We start from the raw sequence: 25,262 nt of genomic DNA, 5'->3' as shown, positions 1-25,262 counted from the left end.
GCTGCGGCTCCGCCCACCGCTCGCGTTCGTGCCGCTCAGCCCTCGTACTCGGCGAGGTAGCGCATCACCTTGTCCACGTGCGGCCGCACCCGCTCCGGCACGCCCCGTTCCTCGATGACCGTGCGGTCACTGGTGCGGTAGCCGGCCGCGACGAGTGCGGGGAGGTCCTTCTTCGGCAGCCCTGCCTGCTTGAAGCGCTGGTCGAGCCAGCACACGTACAGGCTCATGGTGGAGATCGCGTCCGGCGGTGACATGTGGTCCTTGTCGCCGTCGCCGTCCCCGTCGACGGCCCAGGCCCGGAACACCGACGGCGTCCACATGGCGATGCCGTACTCCTCGCTCTCCGGGCGGGAGGCCGTGGCGTCGAAGTTGCTCTCCGCCTTGATGAGCGCGGCGAGGAGGGCGGGCGTGATCTCCTCGTCGGAGCAGCGGTGGGCCGCACGGGCGATGACGGGGCGCAATGCCTCGGGTACGTCGGAGTTCTCGGGGATCTCACCGGCAAGCGGGCCGGGCGTACCGGTGACCGTGGGCGTGCCGCCGTCGCGTTCGTCGTCCTGGGTGAGGCCGCCTTCGCCTCCGCCGAGCAGGGCCGCCCCGGCGACCGCGGCGGCGGTCAGCACGACGAGCCCGGCCGCGAGGGCGGGCATCCGTCTTCGGCGGCGGTGCGGAGAGGCGGTGGCGGCCTCGACCCGGGCGGCGACGCTGCCGGCCGTGTGCGGGAGCCGGGCGGCGTGGTCCGGGGCCAGGCAGTCGGCGATCAGCCGGCGCATGTCCTCGTCGAGGCCGGCGTCGAGCCGCAGGGGCGCGGTGCCGCGTGCGTAGCTCTGGGCGGCGAGCGAGCGGGCCCGGGCCGTCGCGCCGGGGAAGGGGTGGAGCCCGCCGGTGAGGACCTGGTGGGCGAGGACGCCGAAGGCCCAGATGTCGGCGGTGGGCCGGACGACGGCGCCCTGGGTGCCGGTGCGCTGGGACCACCACTCGGGCGGCAGGTGGTCGAGGGTGCCGAGCGGCGGCAAGTGGGCGTGGGTGCCGTCGAGTTCGGCGGCGAGACCGAAGTCCGCCAGCCACACCTCGCCGCCGGGGCCCAGGAGCACGTTGGCGGGTTTGAGGTCGCCGTGCACCCAGCCGGCGTCGTGCATGTGGGCCAGTCCGGCGGCGACTCCGCGCAGGACGCGGTCGGCGTCCGCGATCGGCCCGCCCGTTCCGGCGGCGTCCAGCACGTCCTTCAGGCTGGCCTCGGCCCGGTCCATGACCAGCGCGATCGCGCCGTCCAGGGCGGGCAGTTCCGGTGCCTCGACGGTGCACACGGCGTGGGTGCGGACGAGGTGGGGGTGGTCGGCCTCCGCGCTGAACCGGACCTCGCGCGCCACGAGTTCACCGAGCGCCGCGCGCTGCCCGGGCCCCAGGGCGCCGGTCGGGAGCACCTTCACCGCGACGGGCGTGCCGTCGGCGGCCGTCCGGGCCTCGTACACGGTTCCCCAGCCGCCGGAGCCGATGACCGCGCCCACTTCCCAGCCCTCGATGCGAAAGCCCTCTGGGAGCCCGGGCGGGCGGGGCGCTTCCAGCTCGTCGTCCCGTTCCTCGGGCGTCGTCATGCGCGGGCCTCCTGCTGGTCGGTGAGGCGGCCCGCGCCGCGGGGCGGCAGCAGGGCGAGGTGCTCCTCGCCGACCAGACCGAAGCGCAGGGCGACGGAGGCGAGCCGGGTGCGCTTGGCGCCGGTGCGGCCGCCGTCGCCCGCGGTCGTGGCTTCCTCACCGAGGTCCAGGCGCAGTTTCGCGAAGGCCAGGTAGTCGATGTGGTAGTTGACCGCGGAGCGGGTCAGCTCCCGGCAGGACTCCAGGGGCCGCAGCCGCTCCACGATCTGGCCGACGCCGGGCAGTGCCGAGTCGGAGGGGTCGCGCAGACGGGGTTCGCACAGGGCCACCAGGACGAGGAAGTACTTCGACGTCGGGTCCAGGGCGAAGGGGTGGACGGTCTGTTCGCCGCCGCCGGGCACCGACTGCTCGCCGAGATAGGCGTGTTGGGGTGCGAACACCTTGAACGTGGCGGTGCCGGACAGGGCGGGCAGCACCACGCGGGAGAACTCGAAGGGCACGGGCGCCCCGAGCCGCCCGGGTGCGACGGTGAGGTACTCGCCGGCCCCCTCGAGGTTCTCCACCACGTACGACACGCTGCGGCTGAAGTTGGACAGCCGCCAGTAGTCGCCCGCGGCTTCCAGTTGCCCGGCCCGGCGGGAGATTCCGGGGTCGGTGAGCACGATGCTCACTCCCGCCCCGCCGCGTCCGAAGTCCGCGATGTCCCCCGGTCCCAGGTGGATCAGTTCGGGACTGCCCGTCTCCTCCGCACCCCACTGGGTGGTACCGGGCAACTGCACGATGATCGTTTCCACGCGGACTCCCCCGCTGATGTCGCCCCCGATTTGGTCGCGAGGATTGTACGGTCGGCTTCCGCTTGCCGCGGAGCAGGCGGGGCCGCCTCTGGGGGCGGTTTCCCGGCGTTGCGCGACGAGCTGGGAGACGGTCGTACGGAGCCTCGCGGTTCCGGTCCGGCGGGGCGGCTGCGCGCGGGCGCCGGTTGGCGGCGACCGCGTGCGCTCAGCCGAGGCAGATGACGAGCAGGCAGAGTTCCTTGGGCTTGGTGTCGGAGGGGGACGTCTCGGGTGGAGTGGTCGCCGCGGGCGGGGGCGTCGACGGGGACGTCGGCTGCTGCGCGTCCGAGCCCGACCCGGCGGCCGGCGGCGTCGTCGGCTCGGTGGCGTCGGACGCGGCGTCGTCGGTGGCCGTTTCGACGGTGTCGGTGACGGTCTTGCGCCGGGGCGGGGTCGTCAGCGGCAGCTCGCGGGGCGAGGCGGCCGCGTCCGTCCGCGTGCCGGCGGGCGTGGTGCGCGGGTCGGCGGCCCGGGACTGCTGGTGGCGCGAGGCTCGATCGGCGTGCGACGGAGTGGTGGGGGCGGCCTCGGAGCGCGGGGTGCCGGCCTGCCTCGACGTCGGTTCGGCATACGTGGGCGCCTCCCCCACGGAGCCGCCCATGGTCGTGTCCTGCGGCGTCGTGGCCGCCTGCACGCCGGGCTTGGCGTTCCCGTTCAGCGCGGCGACGGTCAGACCGCCTCCGACGAGCGCGACCGCCGTCGCGACCACGGCCCGGCGCTGGTTCTTCTTCCAGCGGGCCAGCTGGCGACGCCGGGCCGCCCGCCCCTGCGGCCGGGCCTCGAAGCCCTCGGCCGTGTCCGTGTCCGCGTCCGCGTCCGCGTCCGGGGAGTCGTACTCGTCGGACGAGCCGAGGCCTTCGTGCGTACGCGCGCGGGGCTCGTCCCACACGGTGCCGTCGTGCCACGGGCCGGCTGCGGCCGGGTACTCCCAGGCGGCCGGTCCGCCCGGGGCCGTGGCGGGCGCGGGGGCCGGGCCGGTCCGGCCGTCGACGGCACGGGGGTCGATGTCCGGGGCGTAGGCGCCGCACCCGGGGCAGACCAGGGCGCCGTTGAGGTGCCGACGGCACGACGAGCAGTAGTCCATGTGTGGCTTTCCCGATCTGGCTGTTCCGGCGGCTCGCCGGCCGCGGCCTGGTCACGTTCGCACGTGGGATCGAGCCGTAACGCTAACGAGACTTTGGAAGGGCGGTGTGCAGTCCGTGTGACACCCCTGCACAGATCCTCTGGATCTAGCGTGTGCCACAAGTGACTCGCGAGTAAAAGGAACGGCGGGTGGGAACGCTCGGGCACTCGCGATCACGGCACACGCCCTCCGCCCGCGCCCATCCCCAACTCCCCTGATTTTCCTGCGAACTGGCGCACAACCCTTTGCATGCTGCGCGGGTCACACCATGCAGGAGCAACCACCTCGAAGAGTTGCAAGGGGGAAATATGCGATTCACCCGTTCCGTCCTGGCCGCGTCCGCCGTGGCGGCACTGTCCGTGGGAACCATGACCGCCCTGGCGTCGCCGGCCTCGGCCGCGCCCAACACCACACCGCAGAAGGTCTGCGGGAGCGGCTACAAGACGGTCAACTCGGCGACCGTCGGCTCGCTGGGGACCGTCTACCTGACCTACAACGCCTCCAACGGCCGGAACTGCGTCGCGACCATCCGCAACAACCCGGGCGGGGCCGTGAACATGTCCGCCTGGATCTACGTCCCGGACACCGAGGAGAGCCACTACGACGAGGGCCTGTTCACGTCGTACGCCGGACCGGTGTACGCGTACGGCAAGGGCCACTGCGTCGACTGGGGCGGCAGCATCGCCAACACGTACGTGCAGGTGTACGGCTCCAACTGCGGTTCCCTGAAGGAGCACCGGGTCACCTTCACCCGCTGACCCCCCTCCAGCCGGGCCATCGCATCCCCTGCCGCGCTCCGCGGGGGCCGTGATGGCCCGGTCCCCTTGACGCCGCCGGGTGCGGCGGCATCAAGCCAAGGTCGCGTCTCGCCTTCCGGGTTGACCGCCTCACCCCTATCCTCGTGCGCCGGTGTTACCGATGGTAAGGGGTAGCGATGAGCGGCACCACGCGCAGAAGATTCCTGGGCACCGCCGCGGCCACCGGCGGGCTCGCCCTCACGACGGCCCAGCGGGCCTCGGCCGAGAACGGCGCGGCGGCACAGACCGTGGCCGTACTGGGCGGGGGTGTCGCCGGGCTCACGGCCGCCCACGAACTCGCCGAGCGGGGCTTCCGGGTCACGGTCTACGAGCGCAAGGCGCTGGGCGGCAAGGCCCGCAGCATGGACGTACCGGGCAGCGGCACGGGCGGCCGCCGCCCCCTGCCGGGGGAGCACGGCTTCCGCTTCATCCCCGGCATTTACCACAACCTGCCCGACACCATGCGGCGCATCCCGTTCCCGGGCAACCCCGGCGGCGTCCACGACAACCTCGTCGCCCCCAAGGAGATGCTGTTCGCCCGGTCCGGCGGCCGTGAGGACATCCGGGTCCCGCTCCCCTGGCCCGGCAACACCCCGGCCGAACTCACCCCCGACGAGATCCGCCGCGCCTTCACCTCGGTCCTGGACACGGCCTTCAACCTCCCCCTCCACGAGGCCCTCTATTTCGCCAACCGCTTTCTGGTCTTCCTCACCAGCTGCGACGAGCGCCGCGACGACGTGTGGGAGCGGATGCCGTGGTGGGATTTCGTACGGGCCGGACGGATGTCCTACGACTACCAGCGGATCCTCGCCGTCGGCATCACCCGCAACATCGTGGCCACCAAGGCGGAGGAGGCCAGCACCCGTACGGTCGCCACCCTGCTGGAGGCCTTCGCCTTCAATCTTCTCGGGCGGGGCGCGGACGGACCACTGGACCGGATCCTCAACGCGCCCACCAACGAGGCCTGGATCGACCCCTGGGTGACGTACCTGACGTCACTCGGGGTGGATTTCCGCGTCGGCTGGACCGTGCGGGACCTGACCCTGGGCGGGGGTGTGATCGCCGGGGCCGTCGTGGAGGACCCCCAGGGCGCCCGCCGGACGGTCACCGCCGACCACTACATCTCGGCGATGCCGGTCGAGCACGCCCGCCGCACCTGGAACTCCGCCGTACGCGCCGCGGACCCCCAACTCGCCGGGTGTGACCGGCTGGAGACGGACTGGATGACCGGCATCCAGTTCTATCTGACCGAACGCACGCCGATCCTGCACGGCCACCTCGACCTCATCGACTCCCCGTGGTCGCTGACCGCGATCGCGCAGGCCCAGCACTGGCCGGGCCACGACTTCCCGGCCGACTTCGGCGACGGAACGGTCGCGGACTGCCTGTCCGTGGACGTCTCCGAGTGGGACCGCCCGGGCATCCTGTACGGCAAGACGGCCAAGCAGTGCACCCGTACCGAGGTCGCCCGCGAGGTGTGGGCGCAGTTGAAGGCGGCGCTCAACGACAGCGGCCGTACGGTCCTGAAGGACTCCGTGCTGCACTCCTGGTTCCTCGATCCGGCCGTGGACGGACTGGGCACTCCGCACCCGGTCAACGAGGAGCAACTGCTGATCCACCCGGTGGGGACCTTCCACCACCGCCCGCGGTCGGCCACGAGGATCCCCAACTTCTTCCTGGCCGGCGACTACGTGGCGGTGCCCATCGATCTCGCCACCATGGAGGGCGCCAACTCCTCGGCCCGGCAAGCCGTCAACGCCCTGCTGGAACAGACCGGCTCGACCGCCGAGCGGTGCACCGTGACCCCCTTGTACCGGGCCCCCGAGCTGGAGGCACTCAAGCGGCACGACCGCACCCGGTACCGCCTCCGCCTGCCGAACGTCTTCGACGTCGGCTGAGAGCCCATGGAATCGCTCAGGCCCAGGCGGTCACCGGCACGAACGAACTGTCCTGCCGGAACAGGTCCGTTCCGTCGGAGCGCTCCACGCGGAGCTGGTAGGCGTAGTGCCGCAGGTAGCGCCCCGGGTAGTTGTACGACTCGAAGCGGACGGAACCCGATGCCGTACCGGCCCTGAGGATGAACGTGGCGTCCTTGGCGAAGGTGCTCGTGCCGTCGTTCGGGTCGAAGCGGGCGCGGAAGTCCCAGTGGCGCAGGTAGTTCCCGGCGGCGTCGCGGAAGGAGCAGCCGCTGCCGTCGGCGAGGCCGGCAACGACCGTGAAGGTGGCGGCCTGCTTCTCGGCGGTGGTGCCGGCGGCGCTGACCACGGGCAGGTTGAGCAGTGAGGACTGCTGCTGCCAGTAGCGGGTGGAGTAGTTGGCCGAGCGGAAGGAGCGCGTGACGTTCCGGGCCAGGGTCGGGCCGCCCGTGACCGTCTCCTTGACGACCGTGAAGTGCCGTGCCGTGCCGGAGATCGCGGGCAGCGCGGCCGGGGCCGACCAGGTGGCGAAGGTGTCGTAGCTGTCGCTGTAGTAGTAGGAGCCGTCGCCGTAGCCGTCGAAGAAGATGCGCCAGCCGCCGTTGTCGAGTCGGACCAGAGCGGGACCTTCGCGGTAGCTGCCCCAGCCCGCCCAGTCGCCGGTCCGGCGGATCGTGTACGGGCCGGTGAGGTTCGAGGCGGTGGCGTACTCGATGTACTTCGTCGTCTCGTTCTTGGGGAAGGCGTGGTACGTCGATCCGGTCTTCACGATGAACGTGTCGATGTGGTTGGCGCCGATGCCGGACAGGGCGACGGGTGAACCCCACGCCGTCAGGGACAAGTTCGCGGCCCTCAGCAGGTACGGCGTGAAGATCCACTCGTCGTTCGCGGTGGAGCAGGACACGATGATGCTCACGCTGCCGTCGCTGTCGACGAACCACTCGGGTGCCCAGGCGCGGGAGAGGCCCGCGACCGGGACGGTGTAGTCGTACAGGAACGTCCAGTTGACGCGGTCGGAGCTGCGGGCGAATCCGATGGTCGTGCTGGGGTCCTGCCAGGTGTGGGTGGTGTAGGTGACGTAGTAGAAGCCGTCGGTGTGTCTGATGACGGAGGCGTCGCGGATCCGGTTCGCGGGCGGGGTGTACGCGGAGGAGCGCAGCAGCCGGAAGTCGGTGGCGTCGTCCGACTGGTAGACGTTGACCGTGCCGTCGTCGCTGTTGAGGAACGGCACGATGGTGTAGCGGGTGGCCGAGCCGTTCGGGGGCGCGGCGGCCAGGGCGGTGCCGAGGAGGCCGGGTGTCTCGCCGAGCAGGACCGCCGAGGCGGGCAGGGCGGCCAGGGCGCGCAGCAGCGTGCGGCGGGACGGGGCGGCGGGGTGTGAGGTCACGGAGGGCTCTCCCTGGGACACCTGGAACTGGACACGTGGAACTGGAACACCCGGATCGGGAACACCCGGACCCAGAACGCCTAGGTTCGATATACCGAACAAGGTTCGGAACATCGATCGACGACGAGGGCTCAGAACGTAAGGGCGACGGGACGGGCCGTCAATGGTTTGAACAGGGGCCGATGCGCCCAGTGAGGAAGCTGTGGCCGGCGGGTGAACTTACACTCCTGTCGTCGGCATTCCACCACCGGCCACCGGACGTTACCGTTCGGTAGACAGCCGATTCCGGAGGTGTCCGTATGGCGCTCGACCGTTCCGAAGGCCTGGCGGAGACCGCCCGTGCACTGGCCGCCGGTGAGGTGACGTCGCGGGCGCTGGTCGAGCGGACGCTGGCGCGGATCGAGGCGTCCCAGGGGACTCTCAACGCCTTCCGGATCGTCCGGGCCGAAGCCGCGCTCGCCGAGGCCGACGCCGCGGACCGGCAGCTGGCGTCCCCGGGCGCACGGAAGCCGCTGCTCGGCGTCCCCGTCGCGGTGAAGGACGACATGGACGTGGCCGGTGAGCCGACCGCGTTCGGCTGCTGCGGGGAGTTCCCGCCGGTCGCGGAGGACGGCGAGGCGGTACGGCGGCTGCGCGCGGCCGGTGCCGTGATCATCGGCAAGACCAACACCTGCGAGTTCGGGCAGTGGCCCTTCACCGAGGGGCCCGCCTTCGGCGCCACTCGCAATCCGTGGAGCACGGAGCACACGCCCGGAGGTTCCTCGGGCGGGTCGGCCGCCGCGGTCGCCGCCGGCCTGGTGCCCGCCGCGCTCGGCTCGGACGGCGCCGGATCGGTGCGGATCCCGGCCGCGTGGACCCATCTGGTCGGCATCAAGCCGCAGCGCGGCCGGGTCTCGACGTGGCCGCGCGGGGAGTCCTTCCAGGGCATCACCGTCAACGGCACCCTGGCCCGTACGGTCGCCGACGCGGCCCTGCTGCTGGACGCGGCGAGCGGCAACCACGCCCAGGACCCGCACCAGCCCCCGCACCTCGACGTGTCCGGGGCCGTCGGCCGCGATCCGGGCCGGCTGCGCATCGCGCTCTCCCTCAAGCCGCCGTTCACGGCCGTGCCCGCCCGGCTCCTGCCCGAGGTGCGGACCCGCGTGGTCGAACTGGCCGAACGGCTCGCCGCACTGGGGCACTTCGTCGAGGAGGCGGATCCGCCGTACGGGCAGATCGGGCTGACCTTCGTGCCGCGCGCCACGGCCGGGATCGCCGAGCGCGTGGGCGAGGCGCCCTTCCCGGCGCTGCTCGACCGGCGCACCCGGGACGCCGCCCGGCTGGGCCGGCTGCTCGGCGGTGCCCCGCTGCGGGCGGCCCGGCGTGCGGAGACCGCGCTGCACCGGCGTATCGGCTCCTTCTTCACCTCCTACGACGTCGTCCTCGCGCCGACGACCGCCGCTCCCCCGCCGCCCATCGGCGCCCTGCTCGAACTCAGCGGGTTCGCCACCGACCGGGCGATGATCGCGGCCTGCCCGTACGCCTGGCCGTGGAACGTGCTGGGCTGGCCCGGGGTCAACGTGCCCGCCGGGTTCACGCCGGACGGACTGCCGGTCGGCGCGCAGTTGCTGGGCCCGGCGAACAGCGAGCCGCTGCTCGTGCAGGTGGCCGCGCAGTTGGAGGCGGAGCTGCGCTGGGCCGAGAAGTGGCCGTCGCCGCCGCTCACGGCACGTTCCGCCGCCGCCTGAGCGACCGTAGGCTGTCCTCATGGCGGACGCGTCGATGGTCGGGCTCATGGGGCGGGTGACCGGAACGATCGGGCCCGGGCTGGTCGGCGAGGTGATCGTCCGCGTGCGCGGCGGCGCCGAGCACTTCCTCGCCCACCCGGCTTCCGCGGCGGACCGCATCGAGACGGGCACGGTCGTGATGGTGGTCGAGTACCTGCCCCCGAGGACCGTCTACGTCACGGCGGCGTACGACAGTTGAGCCCGTTGCGACGCAGGTGAGAGCCGTACGCGTCAAGCTTCGGCCAAGGATGCGCAGGTGTCTGTACCGGGGCTCCGCCGAGGAGCACACTCCCCTTCGTTCGGTGCCGAGAGGGCACCATGCAGAGGGGGCGAATGCCGATGGTCGTCGGCGTCGTTGCGGGGGTGGCGGTTGCCGCCGTCCTCGTTCTGATCGGTCTGTTCAAACTCATGTGGCGGGTCGCCGAACCCAACGAGGCACTGATCATCTCGGGGTCCAAGCACCGCACGGAGGGCCTTGAGGAGGGCATGGGGTTCCGCATCGTCACCGGGCGCGGCACGCTCGTGATGCCCGGGGTGCAGGCCGTGCGCAAGCTCTCGCTCGATCTCAACGAGACCGAGCTCCACGTGGACTGCGTGACGCACCAGGGCATCCCCCTGAAGGTGCGGGGCGTGGTCATCTTCAAGGTGGGCGACGACTTCGTGTCCATCGCCAACGCGGCCCGCCGGTTCCTCGACCAGCAGAAGCTGATGTCGGAGCGGGTGCACAACGTCTTCGCCGGTCATCTGCGGTCCATCGTGGGCGGGTTGACGGTCGAGGACATGATCCGGGACCGGGACAAGCTCACCGGGCAGACGCGGGCCGCGTGCGGCACCGAGATGGAGAAGCTGGGCCTGATCGTGGACTCGCTGCAGATCCACGAGATCGAGGACCCTACGGGGTACATCCAGAACCTCGCCATGCCGCACGCGGCGGCCGTGCAGCGCGACGCGCGCATCGCCCAGGCGGAGGCCAACCGGCTGGCCACCGAGGCCGAGCAGCAGTCGTTCGCCCGGATGGCGGAGGCGACCCGGGACAGTGAGATCCTCCAGGCCGGCTACCAGGCGGAGCGCGACAAGGCGGCCGCCAAGGCCCGGCAGGCGGGGCCGCTGGCCGAGGCCGGTGCCCGGCAGGAGGTCGTCGTCCAGGAGACGCGGGTCGCGGAGCTGGAAGCGCACCGGCGCGAGCAGCAACTCCAGGCGGACGTCCGCAAACCCGCCGACGCGGCGGCCTACGAGACGCGCACCCTGGCCGAGGCCGACCGCGACGCGCGGATCTCGTCGGCGCAGGCACAGGCGAAGGAGACGGAGCTGGCGGCGGCGGCCGAGGCGACCCGGGTCAAAGCGGCCGCGGGCGCCGAGGCCGAGGCGACCACGGCACGGGGCGAGGCGGCCGCGCAGGCGACCCGGGCCACCGGTGAGGCAGAGGCGGCAGCGGCGCGGGCCAGGGGTCTGGCGGAGGCCGAGGCGGCCAAGGCGAAGGGCCTCGCGGATGCGGAGGCCATCAAGGCCCGCGCCGCCGCCCTGGCCGAGAACCAGGAGGCCGTCGTCGCCCAGCAACTCGCCGAGAACTGGCCGGAGATCGTGAAGGCCGGCGCGTCCGCCTTCGGCAACGTCGACAACATGGTGCTGCTCAACGGCGCCGACGGCATGGCCGACATGTTCGCCAAGGCACTGACCATGGGCGGCACGGGACTGGGCCTCGCCCGTCAGCTGCTCGCGTCGATGGACCGCAACGGGCAGGCGCCGCAGGACGCCTCCGCCCTCAACGGTCAGGTCCAGAAGGTGCCGATGGACGACAAGTGACCCGGACGGCGTGCTCACGGGGGCGGCCTCTAAGGTGCCCCCTGTGAGCACGTTTGCCGACGAGAACGTCCCCGGCCGTCACGGCCCCTCCGCCACCGTCCAGGCCGACCCGCGCGAGGTGGGCCGGGTGCGGACGGAGTACTCCCCCGCGCACGACGGCGACCCCGACCCCGGGGAGATCGTCTGGACGTGGGTCCCCTTCGAGGAGAACGACGGCCGCGGCAAGGACCGCCCGGTGCTGGTGGTCGCCCGCGAGCCGGGCGGCACCTTCCTGGCCGTGCAGTTGTCCAGCAAGCGGCACGACCGCGACGCCGAGTGGGTGCCGATCGGCAGCGGACCGTGGGACCGGACCGGCCGGGACTCGTGGGTCGACGTGGACCGGGTGCTGCGCCTGCACGAGGCCGGCATGCGCCGGGAGGCCTGCGCCCTGGACCGCATGCGCTTCAACCTGGTCAGACGCCGGCTGCAGGAACGCTACGGCTGGAGCTGAACGGCATGTCCGCCTGAGCAGCGGGGGCACCGGTAGGCACGTTTCTCGCCGCGACGGGGGTCGATGTCGTCGATGCGGCCGAGGGCGAGGAGGGCGGCGATGCGGTCGCGGTAGCGGAGCTTTCCGGTGGGACACGTGCCGTTCGGCCGGGGTCGTTTCATTCCGCCACCTTCCCTGGATCGGCAGGTGCCCGTCTGAGCGCCTCCTGCCGTCGTGAACGACCGGGAGGCCGCGCCTGCTGCTGGACGACGAGTTCGTCGGCTCGGTGGTGTGCACCTGGACGCCCGGGAGATCATCGTGACCGGTGCGGAAGGCAGGCGACGGGCGCCTGGTTCACGGTCAGACGCCGCCTGCGGGAACGCTACGGCTGGAGCTGAAGGTCCTCTCGAAGGCACCGAGCACCGCACGGTCCCGCGTCCGGTCCAGGATTCCGAACGTGACGTGCTCGAAGGTCCCGGCGAACCGGCCGCCCGGCCCCAGCAGGGCCCGGAACGCCCCGGCCACCTGCGCGGGGTCGTTGCGGAAGACCCCGCAGCCCCAGGCGCCGAGGACGAGCCGGCGGTAGCCGTGGGCGGCGGCCGTCTCCAGGACGCGCTCGGCCCGCACCGCGAGGGCCCGCGGCAGTTCGCAGGCCCGTTCGGGCGCCGTGCGCAGCACCACGCCCGCGTTGGGCGCGGGCGAGGTCAGGAAGCCGGCGGTCCAGGGCTCGGCCAGCAGGGCGCCCCGGTCGTCGCGGAAGACGGGCACGGCCGGTGAGTGGATGACACGGTCCGTGTAGAAGGGGTCGCGGTGGGCCCGGTGGTGGTCGTAGAAGGCGCGGGCCTCCAGGAGGCACGTGTACAGCGCGGAGGCCCGGCACAGGGCCTCCTCCTGGGCCTGGGCGCCGTTCAGGTAGCCGCCGCCCGGATTCCTGGCCGAGGCGAAGTTCAGCACGGCCACGGGCCCGCCGAGCCTGCGGGCGGCGGCCAGGCTGCTCTCGCCCGTGACCTCCAGCAGCGTCTCCCGCGTCCCGGTCACCCGATCGGCGGACACCGGCACCGGTGCCGGCCCGTACAGGCGCGTGCCCTCACGCGCCGCGCGCAGTTCCGCCGCGATCGAGACCTTGCGCCCGTCCGGCGCCCGGTAGCACCCGGCCGCGGCGATCTGCTCGGTCTGCTGCGCGATACCGCGCAGGCGCGCGCTCACGGCGCCACCCCCGTACGCGCCGTGACCGCGTGCCGCGCGGCCCTTCTTGTCGTGCTCACGCAGGCATGGTGCGTGATGCCGGATCGTCGGGGCAACAGAGTTTTCGCCATCGGAGAACGCCCGGGAAAGTCCTTGTAAACACGGAGGGGGGCCGGATAACCGCCCGGGAACGCCCCGGTTCGCCCCCTTGTGCCGAGCGACAGGAGCGTCTTGGGTGGGACGAGTGATCCCGGCCCGGGCCGCCGAAGAGCCCGGACCGGTGGCATGGTGGAATCTCAGGAGGATCCCGACATGTCCGATTCGGTAAGTGGCTGTACCCGGCCACGCACGTCAATGTCCGAAGCCGAGGTCGAGGCTCTGGTCCGCGGCATCTGCTTCAAGACCGGCCCTCCACGCCGCCTCGGTGTCGAGGTGGAATGGCTCGTCCACGAGTTGCGCGCACCGCAGCTCCCCGTCACACCCGAACGCCTGGAAGCGGCCTACGCCGCGCTGCGGACCGTGCCCCTGAGGTCGGCGCTCACCGTGGAACCCGGCGGCCAGCTGGAGCTGAGCTCGCCCCCCGCCGCCTCGCTGACGGAAGTCATCGGTACCGTCTCCGCCGACCTCGACGCCGTCCGGGCGGTTCTGCGCGACGACGGCCTCGCCCTCGTCGGCCTCGGCCAGGATCCCTGGCACGAACCCCGCAGGTTCCTGCGTCAACCGCGCTACGACGCCATGGAGGCGTGCCTGGACCGCACGGGCCCCGCCGGCCGCGCCATGATGTGCACCTCCGCCTCCGTGCAGGTGTGCCTGGACGCCGGTCACGAGGAGCCCGGGCCGCTCGGCCTGGTGCGGCGCTGGTGGCTGGCCCACCAGCTGGGCGCGGTCCTGGTGGCCGCGTTCGCCAACTCGCCGCTCGCCGGGCACCGTCCGACCGGCTGGCTGTCCACCCGGCAGCTGATGTGGACCCGGATCGGCGCCGGACGGGCGGGCGGACCGCGGCTGGACACCGACCCGCGCGGCGCCTGGGCCCGGCACGTGCTGGACTCCCCCGTGATGTGCGTACGCCGGGACCGCGGGCCCTGGGACGTCCCCGAGGGGCTGACCTTCCGGGACTGGATCCGCACGGGCGCTCCCCGGCCGCCCACCCGGGAGGATCTCGACTACCACGTCACCACGCTGTTCCCGCCGGTCAGGCCGCGCGGCCACCTCGAACTGCGCATGATCGACGCGCAGCCCGGGGACGACGGCTGGATCGTGCCGCTCGCCGTGACGGCGGCGCTGTTCGACGACCCGGAGGCCGCCGAGACCGCCTACCGGGCCGTGAAACCGCTGGCGGAGCGGACGCTGGGACTGCCCGCGCCGCACAACCCGCTGTGGCTCGACGCGGCTCGCAACGGACTGGCCGACGCGGAACTGCGCGAGGTGGCCGTCACGTGCTTCACGACCGCGCTGGACGCCCTGCCCCGGCTCGGCGCCGCACCCGAGGTCATCGAGGCCGTCACGGCCCATCTCGACCGCTATGTCGTCCTGGGCCGCTGCCCCGCCGACGACCTGCTCGACCGACAGCGCGGCACGGACGGTCGCGCCCACGGGAAGGACTTCCGCCCATGACCGACACCGAGCCCGCCGTCGACGCCCGGGCCGTCGACCCCGAGGTGCTCCGCGAGCGGGCGGTCGCCTCACTGATCGTGGCCCGTGACCGCACCACGCTGCTGACGAGCTGCGTGGAGGACCCCGATCTGACCGCGCAGCACTCGCCGCTGATGTCGCCGCTGGTGTGGGACCTCGCGCACATCGGCAACCAGGAGGAGCAGTGGCTGCTGCGGGCCGTCGCCGGGCACGAGGCGATACGCCCGGAGATAGACGGCCTCTACGACGCCTTCGAGCACCCGCGTGCCGAGCGGCCGAAGCTGCCCCTGCTGTCGCCCGCCGAGGCCCGCACCTACGCGGCCGACGTGCGCGGAAGGGCACTGGACGTGCTGGAGCGGCACGCGTTCCGCGGGACGCGGCTGACGGAGGCCGGGTTCGCCTTCGGGATGATCGCCCAGCACGAGCAGCAGCACGACGAGACCATGCTGATCACCCATCAGCTGCGTACGGGCCCCCAGGCCCTGACCGCCCCGGACCCGGAGCCGGTGCCGCTGTTCACCGGACCGGCCGAAGTCCTCGTCCCCGGCGGGCCGTTCACCATGGGCACCTCCGGTGAGCCGTGGGCGCTGGACAACGAACGCCCCGCGCACCGGCGGGAGGTGGCGCCCTTCCACATCGACACCACCCCGGTGACGAACGGCGCCTACCGGGCGTTCATCGAGGACGGCGGCTACGACGACCCGCGCTGGTGGGCACCCGAGGGCTGGGCGCACATCCGCAGGCACGGCATCGACGCCCCGCTGTTCTGGCGGCGCGACGGTAAGCAGTTCCTCAGGCGCCGGTTCGGCGTGACCGAGGTCGTCCCGCCGGACGAGCCGGTGCTGCACGTGTGCTGGTACGAGGCCGACGCCTACGCCCGCTGGGCGGGACGCCGGCTGCCCACGGAGGCCGAGTGGGAGAAGGCGGCCCGGCACGACCCGGCCGGCGACCGCTCGATGCGCTACCCGTGGGGCGACGAGGACCCGGGGCCCGAGCACGCCAACCTCGGCCAGCGGCACCTGCGTCCGGCGCCCGCCGGGAGCTACCCGGCCGGCGAGTCGCCGCTCGGCGTACGGCAGTTGATCGGCGACGTGTGGGAGTGGACGGCGAGCGATTTCCTGCCCTATCCGGGGTTCAGGGCGTTCCCGTACAAGGAGTACTCGGAGGTCTTCTTCGGGTCCGACCACAAGGTGCTGCGCGGCGGTTCGTTCGCGGTGGACGCGGTGGCCTGCCGGGGCACCTTCCGCAACTGGGACTATCCGATCCGGCGGCAGATCTTCGCCGGCTTCCGCACGGCCCGGTCGGAGGACGTCTGATGTGCCGTCATGTGGCGTACGTGGGGCCCGGGGAACCGCTGGGCCGGCTCCTCGTGGAGCCCCCTCACGGGCTGTACCGGCAGTCGTGGGCGCCCCGGCACCAGCAGTACGGGACGGTCAACGCCGACGGTTTCGGTGTCGGCTGGTACGCGGAAGGCGACCCGGTGCCGGCCCGCTACCGCCGCGCCGGGCCCGTCTGGGCGGACCTGTCGTTCGCCGACCTCGCCCGGGTCGTGAAGTCCACCGCGCTGCTCGCCGCTGTGCGGGACGCGACCCTGTCGGGCGCCGACGCGGAGGCCGCGGCGGCCCCGTTCGCGGCGGGGACCTGGCTGTTCAGCCACAACGGGGCGGTGCGGGGCTGGCCCGGTTCGCTGGCGACGGTGTCCCGGACGCTGCCGCACGAGGACCTGCTGTCGCTGGAGGCCCGCAACGACTCGGCGCTCGTGTGGGCGCTGGTGCTGGCGCGGCTGCGCAGCGGCGACGAGGAGGGCCAGGCGCTGGCCGACACGGTTCTGGAGGTCGCCGCCGCGGCCCCCGGATCCCGGCTCAACCTCCTCCTCACCAACGGCGACACCATCACCGCCACCGCCTGGGGCGACACCCTCTGGTACCTCACCCGGCCCGGCGGCGGCACCGTCGTGGCCTCCGAGCCCTACGACGACGATCCGCACTGGCGGGAGGTCCCCGACCGCACTCTGCTCGCGGCGAGCCGCACCGACGTGCTGCTCACACCGCTGAAGGAGCCGGCCGACGCCTCCGTGCCCTCCCCCTCGCCGAAGGAGCCCCGTACGTGAGCCCGTTCCACCTCACCCGCACCCTGCCCGAGGACACCACGGGTGCCGCGCTGCGCGCCGACGTCCACCGGGGTCTCACCGGCCGCCCCAAGACCCTGCCGCCGAAGTGGTTCTACGACGCGCACGGCAGCGACCTGTTCGAGAAGATCACGGAACTGCCCGAGTACTACCCCACCCGCGCGGAGCGGGAGATCCTCCTCGCGCGCTCCGGCGACATCGCCGCGGCGACGGGGGCGCGCACCCTGGTCGAGCTCGGCTCCGGCTCCTCGGAGAAGACCCGGCACCTGATCGACGCCCTCCAGGATCTGCACACCTACGTCCCGGTCGACGTCAGCGGGAGCGCCCTCAGCCAGGCCGGGCAGGCGCTCGCCGCCGAGCGGCCCGGCCTGGACGTGCACGCGCTGATCGCCGACTTCACCGCGGAACTGACCCTGCCGGACACGCCGGGGCCCCGGCTGGTGGCGTTCCTGGGTGGCACGATCGGCAATCTGCTGCCCGCCGAACGCGCCGCGTTCCTGGCGTCCGTGCGCGCCCTGCTCGCCCCGGGCGACGCCCTGCTGCTGGGGACGGACCTGGTCAAGGACGAGGAGGTGCTGGTCCGGGCGTACGACGACGCGGCCGGGGTGACGGCCGCGTTCAACAAGAACGTCCTGACCGTGATCAACCGCGAGCTGGGCGCCGACTTCGAGCCTGACGCGTTCGACCATGTGGCGCTGTGGAACACGGAGCACGAATGGATCGAGATGCGGCTTCGCGCCCGTACGGCGCAGACGGTGAAGGTGCCGGCGCTCGATCTCGCCGTCGACTTCGCCGCGGGTGAGGAGATGCGCACCGAGGTGTCGGCGAAGTTCCGGCAGGAGGGCGTGCGCGCCGAACTGTCCGCGGCGGGGCTGGAGCTGGCCCACTGGTGGACGGACGGCCCGGGCCGGTTCGCGCTGTCGCTGAGCGTGGCGCGCTGACATCGGGGAACCCGGGGGCGGCGGCGACGGCGGGAGACGACGTCTCGCGCTTCGCCGCCGCTTGGGGCACGGTGGAATGACGCGTGACACTCCCGTCACAGGAACGTCATGGGAAGAGGAGCAGCGGCATGTCGAACCACACCTACCGGGTCACGGAGATCGTCGGCACCTCACCGGACGGCGTCGACCAGGCCATCCGCAACGGCATCGACCGGGCCTCGCAGACGCTGCGCAACCTGGACTGGTTCGAGGTGACGCAGGTGCGCGGCCAGCTGGAGGACGGGCAGATCGCGCACTGGCAGGTGGGGCTGAAGGTGGGCTTCCGCCTCGACGAGTCGGAGTAGTGCTCAGGTCCGCCCTTCGCGCTCCTGCGCCGCCTTCATCTCGGCGGACCGGGTCACCCAGTCGGCCCGTACGACGGTGAATCCCGCGCGCCGGGCGTCCGCGCAGACCAGTTCGTCGTCGTCCACGAGGACGCGGATCTCGCGGGTGCGGGCGAGCCGACGCAGGATCTCCAGCTTGGTGAACCGGGCGGGACGCCGGTCGGCGTCCCGCCGCATGTGCACGCGCCCTTCGGGCAGCCCCTGGGCGGCGAGCCAGTCCAGCGTGTCGCGCCGGCAGCGCTCGGGCCGCCCGGTGAGGTAGACGATCTCGCACTCCCGCGCGCTCTCCAGGACCAGCGCGATGCCCTCCGGGACCGGCGGGTCCTGGGGCGCGGCCGAGAAGAAGCCGTCCCAGTCCTTCGGCCGGCGTTCCAGGAACCTCTGCCGGTGCGTGGTGTCGGCGAGGGTGTTGTCCAGGTCGAACACGGCCAGCGGGGCCTTGCTGCGGTCGTCGCTCACGCCGCTCAGCGTAAGGGGTCGCCGCCCCCTGCGCATTTGAGACAGCGTACGTGAACAAGCCATGTACGTGAGTCGATTCACCCTCACAGTTGATGGCTCAAGGACAGCACTGACATACTCCGCTCTCAGCCTCGCCATCACCCGCGGCCGAGGCTGGTCGGGGATCTCCACACAGAACCCCGAGGCCGTCCGCGTGAATCCGAGCAGTCCGTTTTCCGGATTCACGAACCCCCCACAGAGCCCGCACCCCCACCGCGCGTCCGGCACCCCTCCCCCCTGCCCGAAAACCGGACGCGTCCACTGATCCGACGGGGTCGAGTGCGGGGCACGATGCAGCGAAGAAGGTGCGCCTGTGCCCGACTATTCACCGCGGCGGGATGACACTCCCACATTCCCGCTTCCGCACATCGAACATACTCCGCCGTCTCGTATATCCGACCATCCTGAATTTCACTCTCTGCGTCGCGCGCAGCGCCGGTTCGGCATCCGCGCGACGGTCCTGTCCGTCGGTGGATTCCTGCTGTATGTACTGCTGTCGAGTTTTGTGCCCGCGGTGATGAACGAGCCGCTGTTCGGCCGCCTGACGGTCGGACTCACCCTCGGTCTTGGGCAGTTCGTCATCATGGGCGTGACCGCGTGGTGCTATGTCCGGCACATGCGCACCCGGGTCGATCCGCTCGCCCGCGGCCTGAAATCCCGGCTGCACGAGACGGAGAGCCGCCGCGCCCGTACGACGGCGCCACGGCAGGGGGCCGGGCAGCCGCTCCGGCACGGAGCGAGGGGGTTCCGCACGTGGTGAGCGCCGCCGCCATCGACGACAGCAGCCTGCAGCTGACGTTCGTCCTGTTCCTGACCGTCGTCGTGATCACCCTGTTCACGGCGCTGCTGACGGCTCCTCAACGCGACGAGATCAGCGAGTTCTACCTCGGCAACCGCGCCATGTCGCCGCTGCGCAACGGCCTCGCCATGTGCGGCGACTACCTCTCCGCCGCCACGCTGCTGGGCAGCACCGGGCTGGTCGCGCTGACCGGGTACGACGGGCTGATGTACCTCGGCGGGACCACCGTCGCCTGGATGATGGTGCTGCTGCTGATCGCCGAACCCCTGCACCGCACGGGCAGGTTCACGCTCGGCGACACGGTGGCGCTGCGCCTGCCGCGGCAGCAGCGGCCGGTGCGGGTCGCGCTGGCGGTCTGCATCCTGGCCATCGCCACGCTGTACCTGGTGGCCCAACTCGTGGGCAGTGTGGCCCTGCTGACCCAGTTCACCGGCGTGCCGAGCGGCAGCACCCGCACTCTGTGCGTGGTGGTGATCGGCGCCTTCGTGATCCTTTACGCCTCCCTCGGCGGCATGCCCGGCGCTACGGTCATCCAGATCATCAAGGCCGTGATGCTGGTGGTGGGCGTGCTGTTCACCGCGGGCTGGGTGCTGCACCACTTCGACTGGAACCCCAACGCGCTGCTGGAGAGGGCGTCCGAACGCAGCGGTTCGGGCCTGAGCTTCCTCGAACCGGGGCTGCGCTACGGCGGCACCGTCAGCAACAAGCTGGACTTCCTCAGCCTCGAACTGGCCATCGTGCTCGGCCTCGCCGCCCTGCCGCACGTGCTGATGCGGCTGCTCACCCCGCGCAACAGCGGCGTGCTGCGCTCCTCCGTGCTGTGGGCCGTCGGCCTGGTCGGCGCGGTCTGTTTCGGGGCCGGCATCATGGGGCTCGGCGCCACCGCGCTGCTCGGCCGGGAGACCATCGAGAGCACGGACCGCACCGGCAACGCCTCCGTCCTGCTGCTCGCCCACGAGCTGGGCGGCAGTGTCCTGACCGCGCTGCTGACCTGTCTGGCGTACCTGACGCTGCTGGCCGTGGCGGTCGGCCTCACCCTGGCCGCGGCTTCCTCCCTGGCGCACGACCTGTACAGCGAGGTGATCCGCAAGGGCCGGGCGACCGAGACGGAGGAGCTGACCGTCGCCCGGCTGTCCGGGGCGGTCATCGGGGTTCTCGGTATTCTGCTGGCCCTCGTCGCCTGGGGGGCGAACACCGCGACGCTCGCCTTCCTGGCCTTCGCCATCGCCGCGTCCGCGATCCTCCCGACGATCATCTACACCCTCTTCTGGCGGCGCTTCAGCGCGAAGGGCGCCCTGCTCAGCCTCTACGGCGGCCTGCTCTGCTCCGTCCTGCTGGCCGTCTTCTCCCCGGTCGTCTCCTCGGCTCCGGGCTCGTTCTACCCCGAGGCCGACTTCGCCTGGTTCCCGCTCCAGAACCCCGGCATCGTCTCCATCCCGGTGGGCTTCCTCCTGGGCTGGCTGGGCACGGTGCTGGACAAGGGGCCGGCCGAAGAGGCCTCCGCACACGAGGAGTTCGAGGTGCGGATGCTCGTGGGCGCGGACGACTGACCCGCATCCCGGGACGGCGGCGGCCGGGCGCCGGGGACGCACATTGTTAATGGGATCCATTTTCATGTAGCGTCCTCGGTGCCCGCCCCACCGAGGAGGAGTCCATGGCTGTCCCGAAGCGGAAGATGTCCCGCAGCAACACCCGTCACCGCCGCGCCCAGTGGAAGGCCGTCACGCCGACCCTGGTCCCCGTCACCGTCGACGGCGTGCGTCACCTCGTCCCGCAGAACCTGGTCAGGGCCTATGAGCGCGGGCTGCTACGCCCCGACGGCTGAGTGCGCCGCCTCGGCGAGGAAGTGCGCGCGGACCCGGCGCAGCCAGCCTTCGACCAGTGCCTCGTCGGGTTCGTCCGGCAGCACCGTGGGCCCTGCACCGAAGGCCTCCTCGTAGTGCCTGAGCAGGGGCAGGGCCTCCGACGGGTCGGCTGCGACGCGCTCGCCGAAGGCGTGGTACGCGTCCGGGTCTTCGACGCGGATCGTCAGCCGCCCGGTGGTGTACAGCTCCAGGCCCTGCGCGCACAGCCGTTTCAGATGCCGGGCGTGCTTCGCGGTGCGCCCCCGGGTGTCGGCGGAGAACGAGCCGTCGCCGCGTGTCTCCAGCCGCCGGAACTGCTGGGTGGCGTAGCCGAGATAGGCGTCCCTGACCCGCTTGGCACTCAGGAACGCCGTACGGATGCCGATGAGCTCGTCGCCGAGCGGGCTGCGCACCTCGTACAAGTCGTCGGGGAGCCACACCAGCTCCATCGCGGTCGGGTTGCCGCCGAGGGCCAGCCGGCACCACTTGGCGGCCTCGTGCAGGGTGCGGTCCGGCGCCGTGCTGACGTGCGACTCCTTCGGCCGGCGCAGACCGTGCAGTTCCTCGGTGGGCGCGGCGAAGAGGCCGAGGCGGTCGATGTCCGAACCCGGGCGGGCGAGACCGTAGGCGGTCGATCCGACGATGCCGGAGAGCAGGATGTTGGGGACGGTCACGGTCGGCCGCCTTTCGCTTCTGGATACCGGCACATTGTGCTGACGTGCCGGGACGCGGTCACCCGGTTTTCCGGCGGTGATCGCCGGGGGCGATGGAATACCGGCGGCCCCGCCCGGCGTAGAACCTGGTATGGATCCCGTGCGCCTGTCCGTCCTCGACCGCTCCCGCACCCGCGAGGGACACACCCACCCCGAGGCGCTGCGCGACACCGTGCGGCTGGCGCAGGAGCTGGAGCGGCTCGGCTACCACCGGGTCTGGGTCTCGGAGCACCACGGCGTGCCCGGGGTGGCCGGTTCCGCGCCGACCGTGCTGGCCGCCGCCGTCGCGGGCGCCACCCGGACGATCCGGGTCGGTACCGGCGGGGTGATGCTGCCCAACCACCGGCCGCTGGTCGTGGCCGAGCAGTTCGGGGTGCTGGAGTCGCTGTTCCCCGGGCGGATCGACATGGGCCTCGGCCGGTCCGTCGGGTTCACGGACGGGGTGCGCCGGGCCCTGGGCCGCGACAAGGGCGACGCCGAGGACTTCGAGTCCCAGCTCGCGGAGCTGCTCGGCTGGTTCCGGGGCACCTCCCCCACCGGGGTGCACGCCCGCCCCGCCGAGGGCCTGACCGTGCCGCCGTTCGTCCTGGCCATGGGCGAGGGCGCCGGCATCGCCGCCCGCGCGGGTCTTCCCATGGTCATCGGCGACCTCAGGAACCGGGAGAAGATGCGGCGCGGCATCGACCACTACCGCGACCGTTTCCGTCCCTCCGTCTGGGCCCCGGAGCCCTACGTCGTCGTCTCGGGCACGATCGCCGTGGCCGGCACCCCCGAAGAGGCCCGGCGGCTGCTGATCCCCGAGGCTTGGTCGATGGCCCGCTCCCGCACCCGCGGCGCCTTCCCGCCGCTGCCGCCCGCCGAGCGCGTGGAGGCCCTCACGATGACCGGCAAGGAGCGGGATTTCTACGAGTCGGGCCTGACCGGTCACATCGCCGGGACCGAGGAGCAGGTGGCGCACGAGCTGGAGACGGTGGTGAAGGAGACGGGCGCCCAGGAGGTGCTGGTCACGACCAGCACGTACGACCGTGAGGCCCTGCTGGACTCCTACCGGCGGCTGGCCGCGATCACCTCCGGTTAGAGTCGTCTCCCATGCACGACCGCGACCCCCATGACCCGTTCGTCCGTGTCCGCGGAGCCCGCGAGCACAACCTCCAGGGCATCGACGTCGACATCCCCCGGGACGTGCTGGCCGTGTTCACCGGCGTGTCCGGCTCGGGGAAGTCGTCGCTGGCGTTCGGCACGATCTACGCGGAGGCGCAGCGGCGCTACTTCGAGTCGGTCGCGCCGTACGCGCGCCGGCTGATCCACCAGGTCGGCGCGCCGAAGGTCGGGGAGATCACCGGTCTGCCGCCGGCCGTGTCGCTCCAGCAGCGCCGCGCCGCCCCCACCTCTCGGTCCTCCGTCGGCACGGTCACCAACCTCTCCAACTCCCTGCGGATGCTGTTCTCCCGGGCCGGCACCTACCCGCCGGGCGCCGAGCGGCTCGACTCCGACGCCTTCTCGCCCAACACGGCGGTGGGGGCCTGCCCGGAGTGCCACGGGCTGGGGCGGGTGCACCGGACGAGCGAGGAGCTGCTGGTTCCCGACTCCTCGCTGTCGATCCGCGACGGGGCGATCGCCGCGTGGCCGGGCGCCTGGCAGGGCAAGAACCTCCGGGACATCCTCGACGCGCTCGGCCACGACGTGGACCGGCCGTGGCGGGAGCTGCCCGCCGGCGAGCGGGAGTGGATCCTGTTCACGGACGAGCAGCCGGTGGTCACCGTGCATCCGGTGCGGGACGCCGACCGCATCCAACGGCCCTACCAGGGCACATACATGAGCGCCCACCGGTACGTGATGAAGACGTTCTCGGACTCCAAGAGCCAGGCCCTGCGGGCAAAGGCCGAGCGGTTCCTCACCAGTGCGCCCTGCCCGGCGTGCGGCGGCAGCCGGCTGCGCCCCGAGGCCCTGGCGGTGACGTTCGGCGGCCGGACCATCGCCGAGCTGGCGGCACTGCCGCTGGCGGAACTGGCCGCCGGTCTCGACGGGACCTCGGAGGCCGCCCGGGTCCTCACCGACGACCTGCGGTCCCGGATCGCGCCGGTCGTCGAGCTGGGCCTCGGCTACCTCAGCCTCGACCGGCCCGCCCCCACCCTCTCCCCGGGCGAGCTGCAACGCCTGCGCCTGGCCACCCAGCTGCGCTCCGGGCTGTTCGGGGTCGTCTACGTCCTCGACGAGCCGTCGGCGGGCCTCCACCCGGCGGACACCGAGGCGCTGCTCACGGTGCTGGAGCGGCTGAAGGCGTCGGGGAACTCGGTGTTCGTGGTGGAGCACCACCTCGACGTCATGCGGGGCGCCGACTGGCTGGTCGACGTGGGGCCGGCAGCGGGCGAACACGGCGGGCGCGTGCTGCACAGCGGCCCCGTGGCCGAGCTGGCGGGTGTCGAGGAATCGGCGACGGCCCGCTACCTCTTCGGCCGCTCCCCCGCCCCGGCCCGGGACGTGCGCGAGGCCACCGGGTGGCTGAAGACCGGCCCGGTCACCCGGCACAACCTGCGCGGGGTGACAGCGGAGTTCCCGCTCGGCGTGTTCACCGCGGTGACCGGGGTGTCCGGCTCCGGCAAGTCCACGCTCATCGGCGAGATCACGCAGGACTCGGCGGGCGTGGGCCGGCTGGTCTCGGTCGACCAGAAGCCGATCGGCCGCACGCCGCGCTCGAACCTCGCGACGTACACGGGCCTCTTCGACGTCGTACGCAAGGTGTTCGCGGCCACCGATGGGGCCCGCGAACGCGGTTTCGGCGTCGGGCGGTTCTCCTTCAACGTGGCCGGCGGGCGCTGCGAGACCTGCCAGGGCGAGGGGTTCGTCAGCGTGGAGCTGCTGTTCCTGCCCAGCACGTACGCGCCCTGCCCGGACTGCGGCGGGGCCCGCTACAACCCGGAGACGCTGGAGGTGACGTACCGGGGGCGGACCATCGCGCAGGTGCTGGATCTGACGGTGGAGAGCGCCGCGGAGTTCTTCGCGGACACCCCGGCCGTGGCCCGCAGTCTGGCCTCCCTGCTCGACGTCGGCCTGGGCTACCTCCGCCTGGGCCAGCCCGCGACCGAGCTCTCCGGCGGCGAGGCCCAGCGCATCAAGCTGGCGAGCGAGATGCAGCGCGGCCGGCGGGGCCACACGCTCTACCTCCTCGACGAACCCACGACCGGCCTCCACCCGGCCGATGTGGACGTCCTGATGCGCCAGTTGCACGGTCTCGTCGACGCCGGGCACACCGTGGTCGTCGTCGAGCACGACATGTCCGTCGTCGCACGCGCGGACTGGGTGATCGACCTCGGCCCCGGCGGCGGCGACGCGGGCGGCCACATCGTGGCGGCGGGCCCACCGCGAGACGTAGCCCGCTCACCGGAGAGCCGGACGGCCCCCTACCTGGCACGCACACGGTCCGGGAGCCGCTGAGGCCCGTCCGGTGCGGGC

24 protein-coding genes are annotated in these 25,262 nt (G+C 72.4%); 16 read left to right on the top strand and 8 right to left on the bottom strand.

The window, feature by feature from the left end; all coding sequences use genetic code 11:
* Positions 1-35: 35 nt before the first annotated feature.
* From RFN52_RS36015 to RFN52_RS36005, 3 genes are all read right to left on the bottom strand, one after another.
* Positions 36-1,592: a serine/threonine-protein kinase gene (locus tag RFN52_RS36015; RefSeq protein WP_184852991.1), complete on the bottom strand. Its 1,557-nt coding sequence runs from the start codon at positions 1,590-1,592 to the stop codon at positions 36-38.
* Complete coding sequence (locus tag RFN52_RS36010; RefSeq protein ID WP_184852989.1) at positions 1,589-2,386, bottom strand: serine/threonine protein kinase; 798 nt, start codon at positions 2,384-2,386, stop codon at positions 1,589-1,591. The genes RFN52_RS36015 and RFN52_RS36010 overlap by 4 nt, the downstream gene beginning before the upstream one ends.
* A gap of 205 nt (positions 2,387-2,591) precedes the next feature.
* A complete protein-coding gene (locus tag RFN52_RS36005; protein WP_184852986.1) occupies positions 2,592-3,509 on the bottom strand; it encodes an SCO2400 family protein in 918 nt (305 codons plus the stop codon).
* Between the two features lie 347 nt (positions 3,510-3,856).
* Here RFN52_RS36005 and RFN52_RS36000 point away from each other — a divergent pair, with 347 nt between their 5' ends.
* Together RFN52_RS36000 and RFN52_RS35995 are read left to right on the top strand one after the other, a co-directional pair.
* Positions 3,857-4,306, top strand: a complete 450-nt coding sequence (locus RFN52_RS36000) for a spore-associated protein (protein ID WP_184852983.1) — start codon at positions 3,857-3,859, stop codon at positions 4,304-4,306.
* 176 nt (positions 4,307-4,482) lie between these two features.
* Positions 4,483-6,243 (top strand): hydroxysqualene dehydroxylase, encoded by a 1,761-nt coding sequence (locus RFN52_RS35995; protein ID WP_184852980.1) that lies wholly within the window; start codon positions 4,483-4,485, stop codon positions 6,241-6,243.
* 16 nt (positions 6,244-6,259) lie between these two features.
* On the opposite strand, the gene RFN52_RS35990 is transcribed toward RFN52_RS35995, so the two are convergent.
* Positions 6,260-7,648 (bottom strand): glycoside hydrolase family 43 protein, encoded by a 1,389-nt coding sequence (locus RFN52_RS35990; RefSeq protein ID WP_184852977.1) that lies wholly within the window; start codon positions 7,646-7,648, stop codon positions 6,260-6,262.
* Between the two features lie 299 nt (positions 7,649-7,947).
* On the opposite strand from RFN52_RS35990, the gene RFN52_RS35985 reads away from it, so the two are divergent.
* From RFN52_RS35985 to RFN52_RS35970, 4 genes are all read left to right on the top strand, one after another.
* Positions 7,948-9,375, top strand: coding sequence for an amidase (locus RFN52_RS35985; protein WP_184852974.1), 1,428 nt, complete (start codon positions 7,948-7,950; stop codon positions 9,373-9,375).
* Positions 9,376-9,394: 19 nt separating this feature from the next.
* Entirely contained in the window at positions 9,395-9,613 is a 219-nt protein-coding gene (locus RFN52_RS35980) for an NfeD C-terminal domain-containing protein (protein ID WP_229855994.1), read from the top strand.
* Positions 9,614-9,747: 134 nt separating this feature from the next.
* Positions 9,748-11,217: an SPFH domain-containing protein gene (locus tag RFN52_RS35975; RefSeq protein ID WP_184854163.1), complete on the top strand. Its 1,470-nt coding sequence runs from the start codon at positions 9,748-9,750 to the stop codon at positions 11,215-11,217.
* 43 nt (positions 11,218-11,260) lie between these two features.
* Complete coding sequence (locus RFN52_RS35970; RefSeq protein ID WP_184852971.1) at positions 11,261-11,707, top strand: type II toxin-antitoxin system PemK/MazF family toxin; 447 nt, start codon at positions 11,261-11,263, stop codon at positions 11,705-11,707.
* Here the strand turns inward: RFN52_RS35970 and RFN52_RS35965 are convergent.
* Entirely contained in the window at positions 11,692-11,868 is a 177-nt protein-coding gene (locus tag RFN52_RS35965) for a hypothetical protein (RefSeq protein WP_184852968.1), read from the bottom strand. The two genes, RFN52_RS35970 and RFN52_RS35965, sit on opposite strands and share 16 nt — an antisense overlap.
* Before the next feature lie 178 nt (positions 11,869-12,046).
* The gene (locus tag RFN52_RS35960; RefSeq protein WP_184852965.1) at positions 12,047-12,892 is read right to left on the bottom strand and encodes a TIGR02452 family protein; all 846 of its coding nucleotides are present in this window, start codon (positions 12,890-12,892) and stop codon (positions 12,047-12,049) included.
* A 291-nt stretch (positions 12,893-13,183) separates the two neighbouring features.
* On the opposite strand from RFN52_RS35960, the gene egtA reads away from it, so the two are divergent.
* From egtA to RFN52_RS35935, 5 genes are all read left to right on the top strand, one after another.
* Positions 13,184-14,485, top strand: a complete 1,302-nt coding sequence (gene egtA / locus RFN52_RS35955; protein WP_184852961.1) for an ergothioneine biosynthesis glutamate--cysteine ligase EgtA — start codon at positions 13,184-13,186, stop codon at positions 14,483-14,485.
* Positions 14,482-15,819, top strand: a complete 1,338-nt coding sequence (gene egtB, locus RFN52_RS35950) for an ergothioneine biosynthesis protein EgtB (RefSeq protein WP_184852958.1) — start codon at positions 14,482-14,484, stop codon at positions 15,817-15,819. The genes egtA and egtB overlap by 4 nt, the downstream gene beginning before the upstream one ends.
* Positions 15,819-16,613, top strand: a complete 795-nt coding sequence (egtC, locus tag RFN52_RS35945; protein ID WP_184852955.1) for an ergothioneine biosynthesis protein EgtC — start codon at positions 15,819-15,821, stop codon at positions 16,611-16,613. The genes egtB and egtC overlap by 1 nt, the downstream gene beginning before the upstream one ends.
* Positions 16,610-17,572, top strand: coding sequence for an L-histidine N(alpha)-methyltransferase (gene egtD / locus RFN52_RS35940; protein ID WP_184852952.1), 963 nt, complete (start codon positions 16,610-16,612; stop codon positions 17,570-17,572). Before egtC ends, egtD begins: the two co-directional genes overlap by 4 nt.
* A 128-nt stretch (positions 17,573-17,700) precedes the next feature.
* Positions 17,701-17,916, top strand: a complete 216-nt coding sequence (locus RFN52_RS35935; RefSeq protein WP_033307910.1) for a dodecin — start codon at positions 17,701-17,703, stop codon at positions 17,914-17,916.
* A gap of 3 nt (positions 17,917-17,919) precedes the next feature.
* On the opposite strand, the gene RFN52_RS35930 is transcribed toward RFN52_RS35935, so the two are convergent.
* Positions 17,920-18,450, bottom strand: a complete 531-nt coding sequence (locus tag RFN52_RS35930) for a phosphatase domain-containing protein (RefSeq protein WP_184852949.1) — start codon at positions 18,448-18,450, stop codon at positions 17,920-17,922.
* 316 nt (positions 18,451-18,766) lie between these two features.
* Here RFN52_RS35930 and RFN52_RS35925 point away from each other — a divergent pair, with 316 nt between their 5' ends.
* The 3 genes from RFN52_RS35925 to rpmF all read left to right on the top strand — a co-directional run bounded on the left by RFN52_RS35925 (position 18,767) and on the right by rpmF (position 21,077).
* Positions 18,767-19,213, top strand: coding sequence for a DUF485 domain-containing protein (locus tag RFN52_RS35925; protein WP_184852946.1), 447 nt, complete (start codon positions 18,767-18,769; stop codon positions 19,211-19,213).
* Complete coding sequence (locus RFN52_RS35920; protein ID WP_184852942.1) at positions 19,207-20,802, top strand: sodium/solute symporter; 1,596 nt, start codon at positions 19,207-19,209, stop codon at positions 20,800-20,802. The genes RFN52_RS35925 and RFN52_RS35920 overlap by 7 nt, the downstream gene beginning before the upstream one ends.
* 104 nt (positions 20,803-20,906) lie before the next feature.
* Entirely contained in the window at positions 20,907-21,077 is a 171-nt protein-coding gene (gene rpmF, locus RFN52_RS35915; protein ID WP_107454198.1) for a 50S ribosomal protein L32, read from the top strand.
* Here the strand turns inward: rpmF and RFN52_RS35910 are convergent.
* Entirely contained in the window at positions 21,060-21,803 is a 744-nt protein-coding gene (locus RFN52_RS35910) for a nucleotidyltransferase domain-containing protein (RefSeq protein ID WP_268254220.1), read from the bottom strand. The genes rpmF and RFN52_RS35910 overlap by 18 nt on opposite strands.
* Before the next feature lie 97 nt (positions 21,804-21,900).
* Between RFN52_RS35910 and RFN52_RS35905 the strand changes: the two genes are divergently transcribed.
* Both RFN52_RS35905 and RFN52_RS35900 read left to right on the top strand, forming a co-directional pair.
* Positions 21,901-22,887 (top strand): LLM class flavin-dependent oxidoreductase, encoded by a 987-nt coding sequence (locus RFN52_RS35905; protein WP_184852936.1) that lies wholly within the window; start codon positions 21,901-21,903, stop codon positions 22,885-22,887.
* 11 nt (positions 22,888-22,898) lie between these two features.
* Positions 22,899-25,244 carry an ATP-binding cassette domain-containing protein gene (locus tag RFN52_RS35900; protein WP_184852933.1) on the top strand — a complete coding sequence of 782 codons (2,346 nt, stop codon included), beginning with the start codon at positions 22,899-22,901 and terminating at the stop codon, positions 25,242-25,244.
* Positions 25,245-25,262: the final 18 nt, after the last annotated feature.

The sequence above is a fragment of the Streptomyces collinus genome, assembly GCF_031348265.1.
In the GTDB taxonomy this organism is placed as follows: domain Bacteria; phylum Actinomycetota; class Actinomycetes; order Streptomycetales; family Streptomycetaceae; genus Streptomyces; species Streptomyces collinus.
This window is presented reverse-complemented; position numbering and strand designations above follow the sequence as displayed.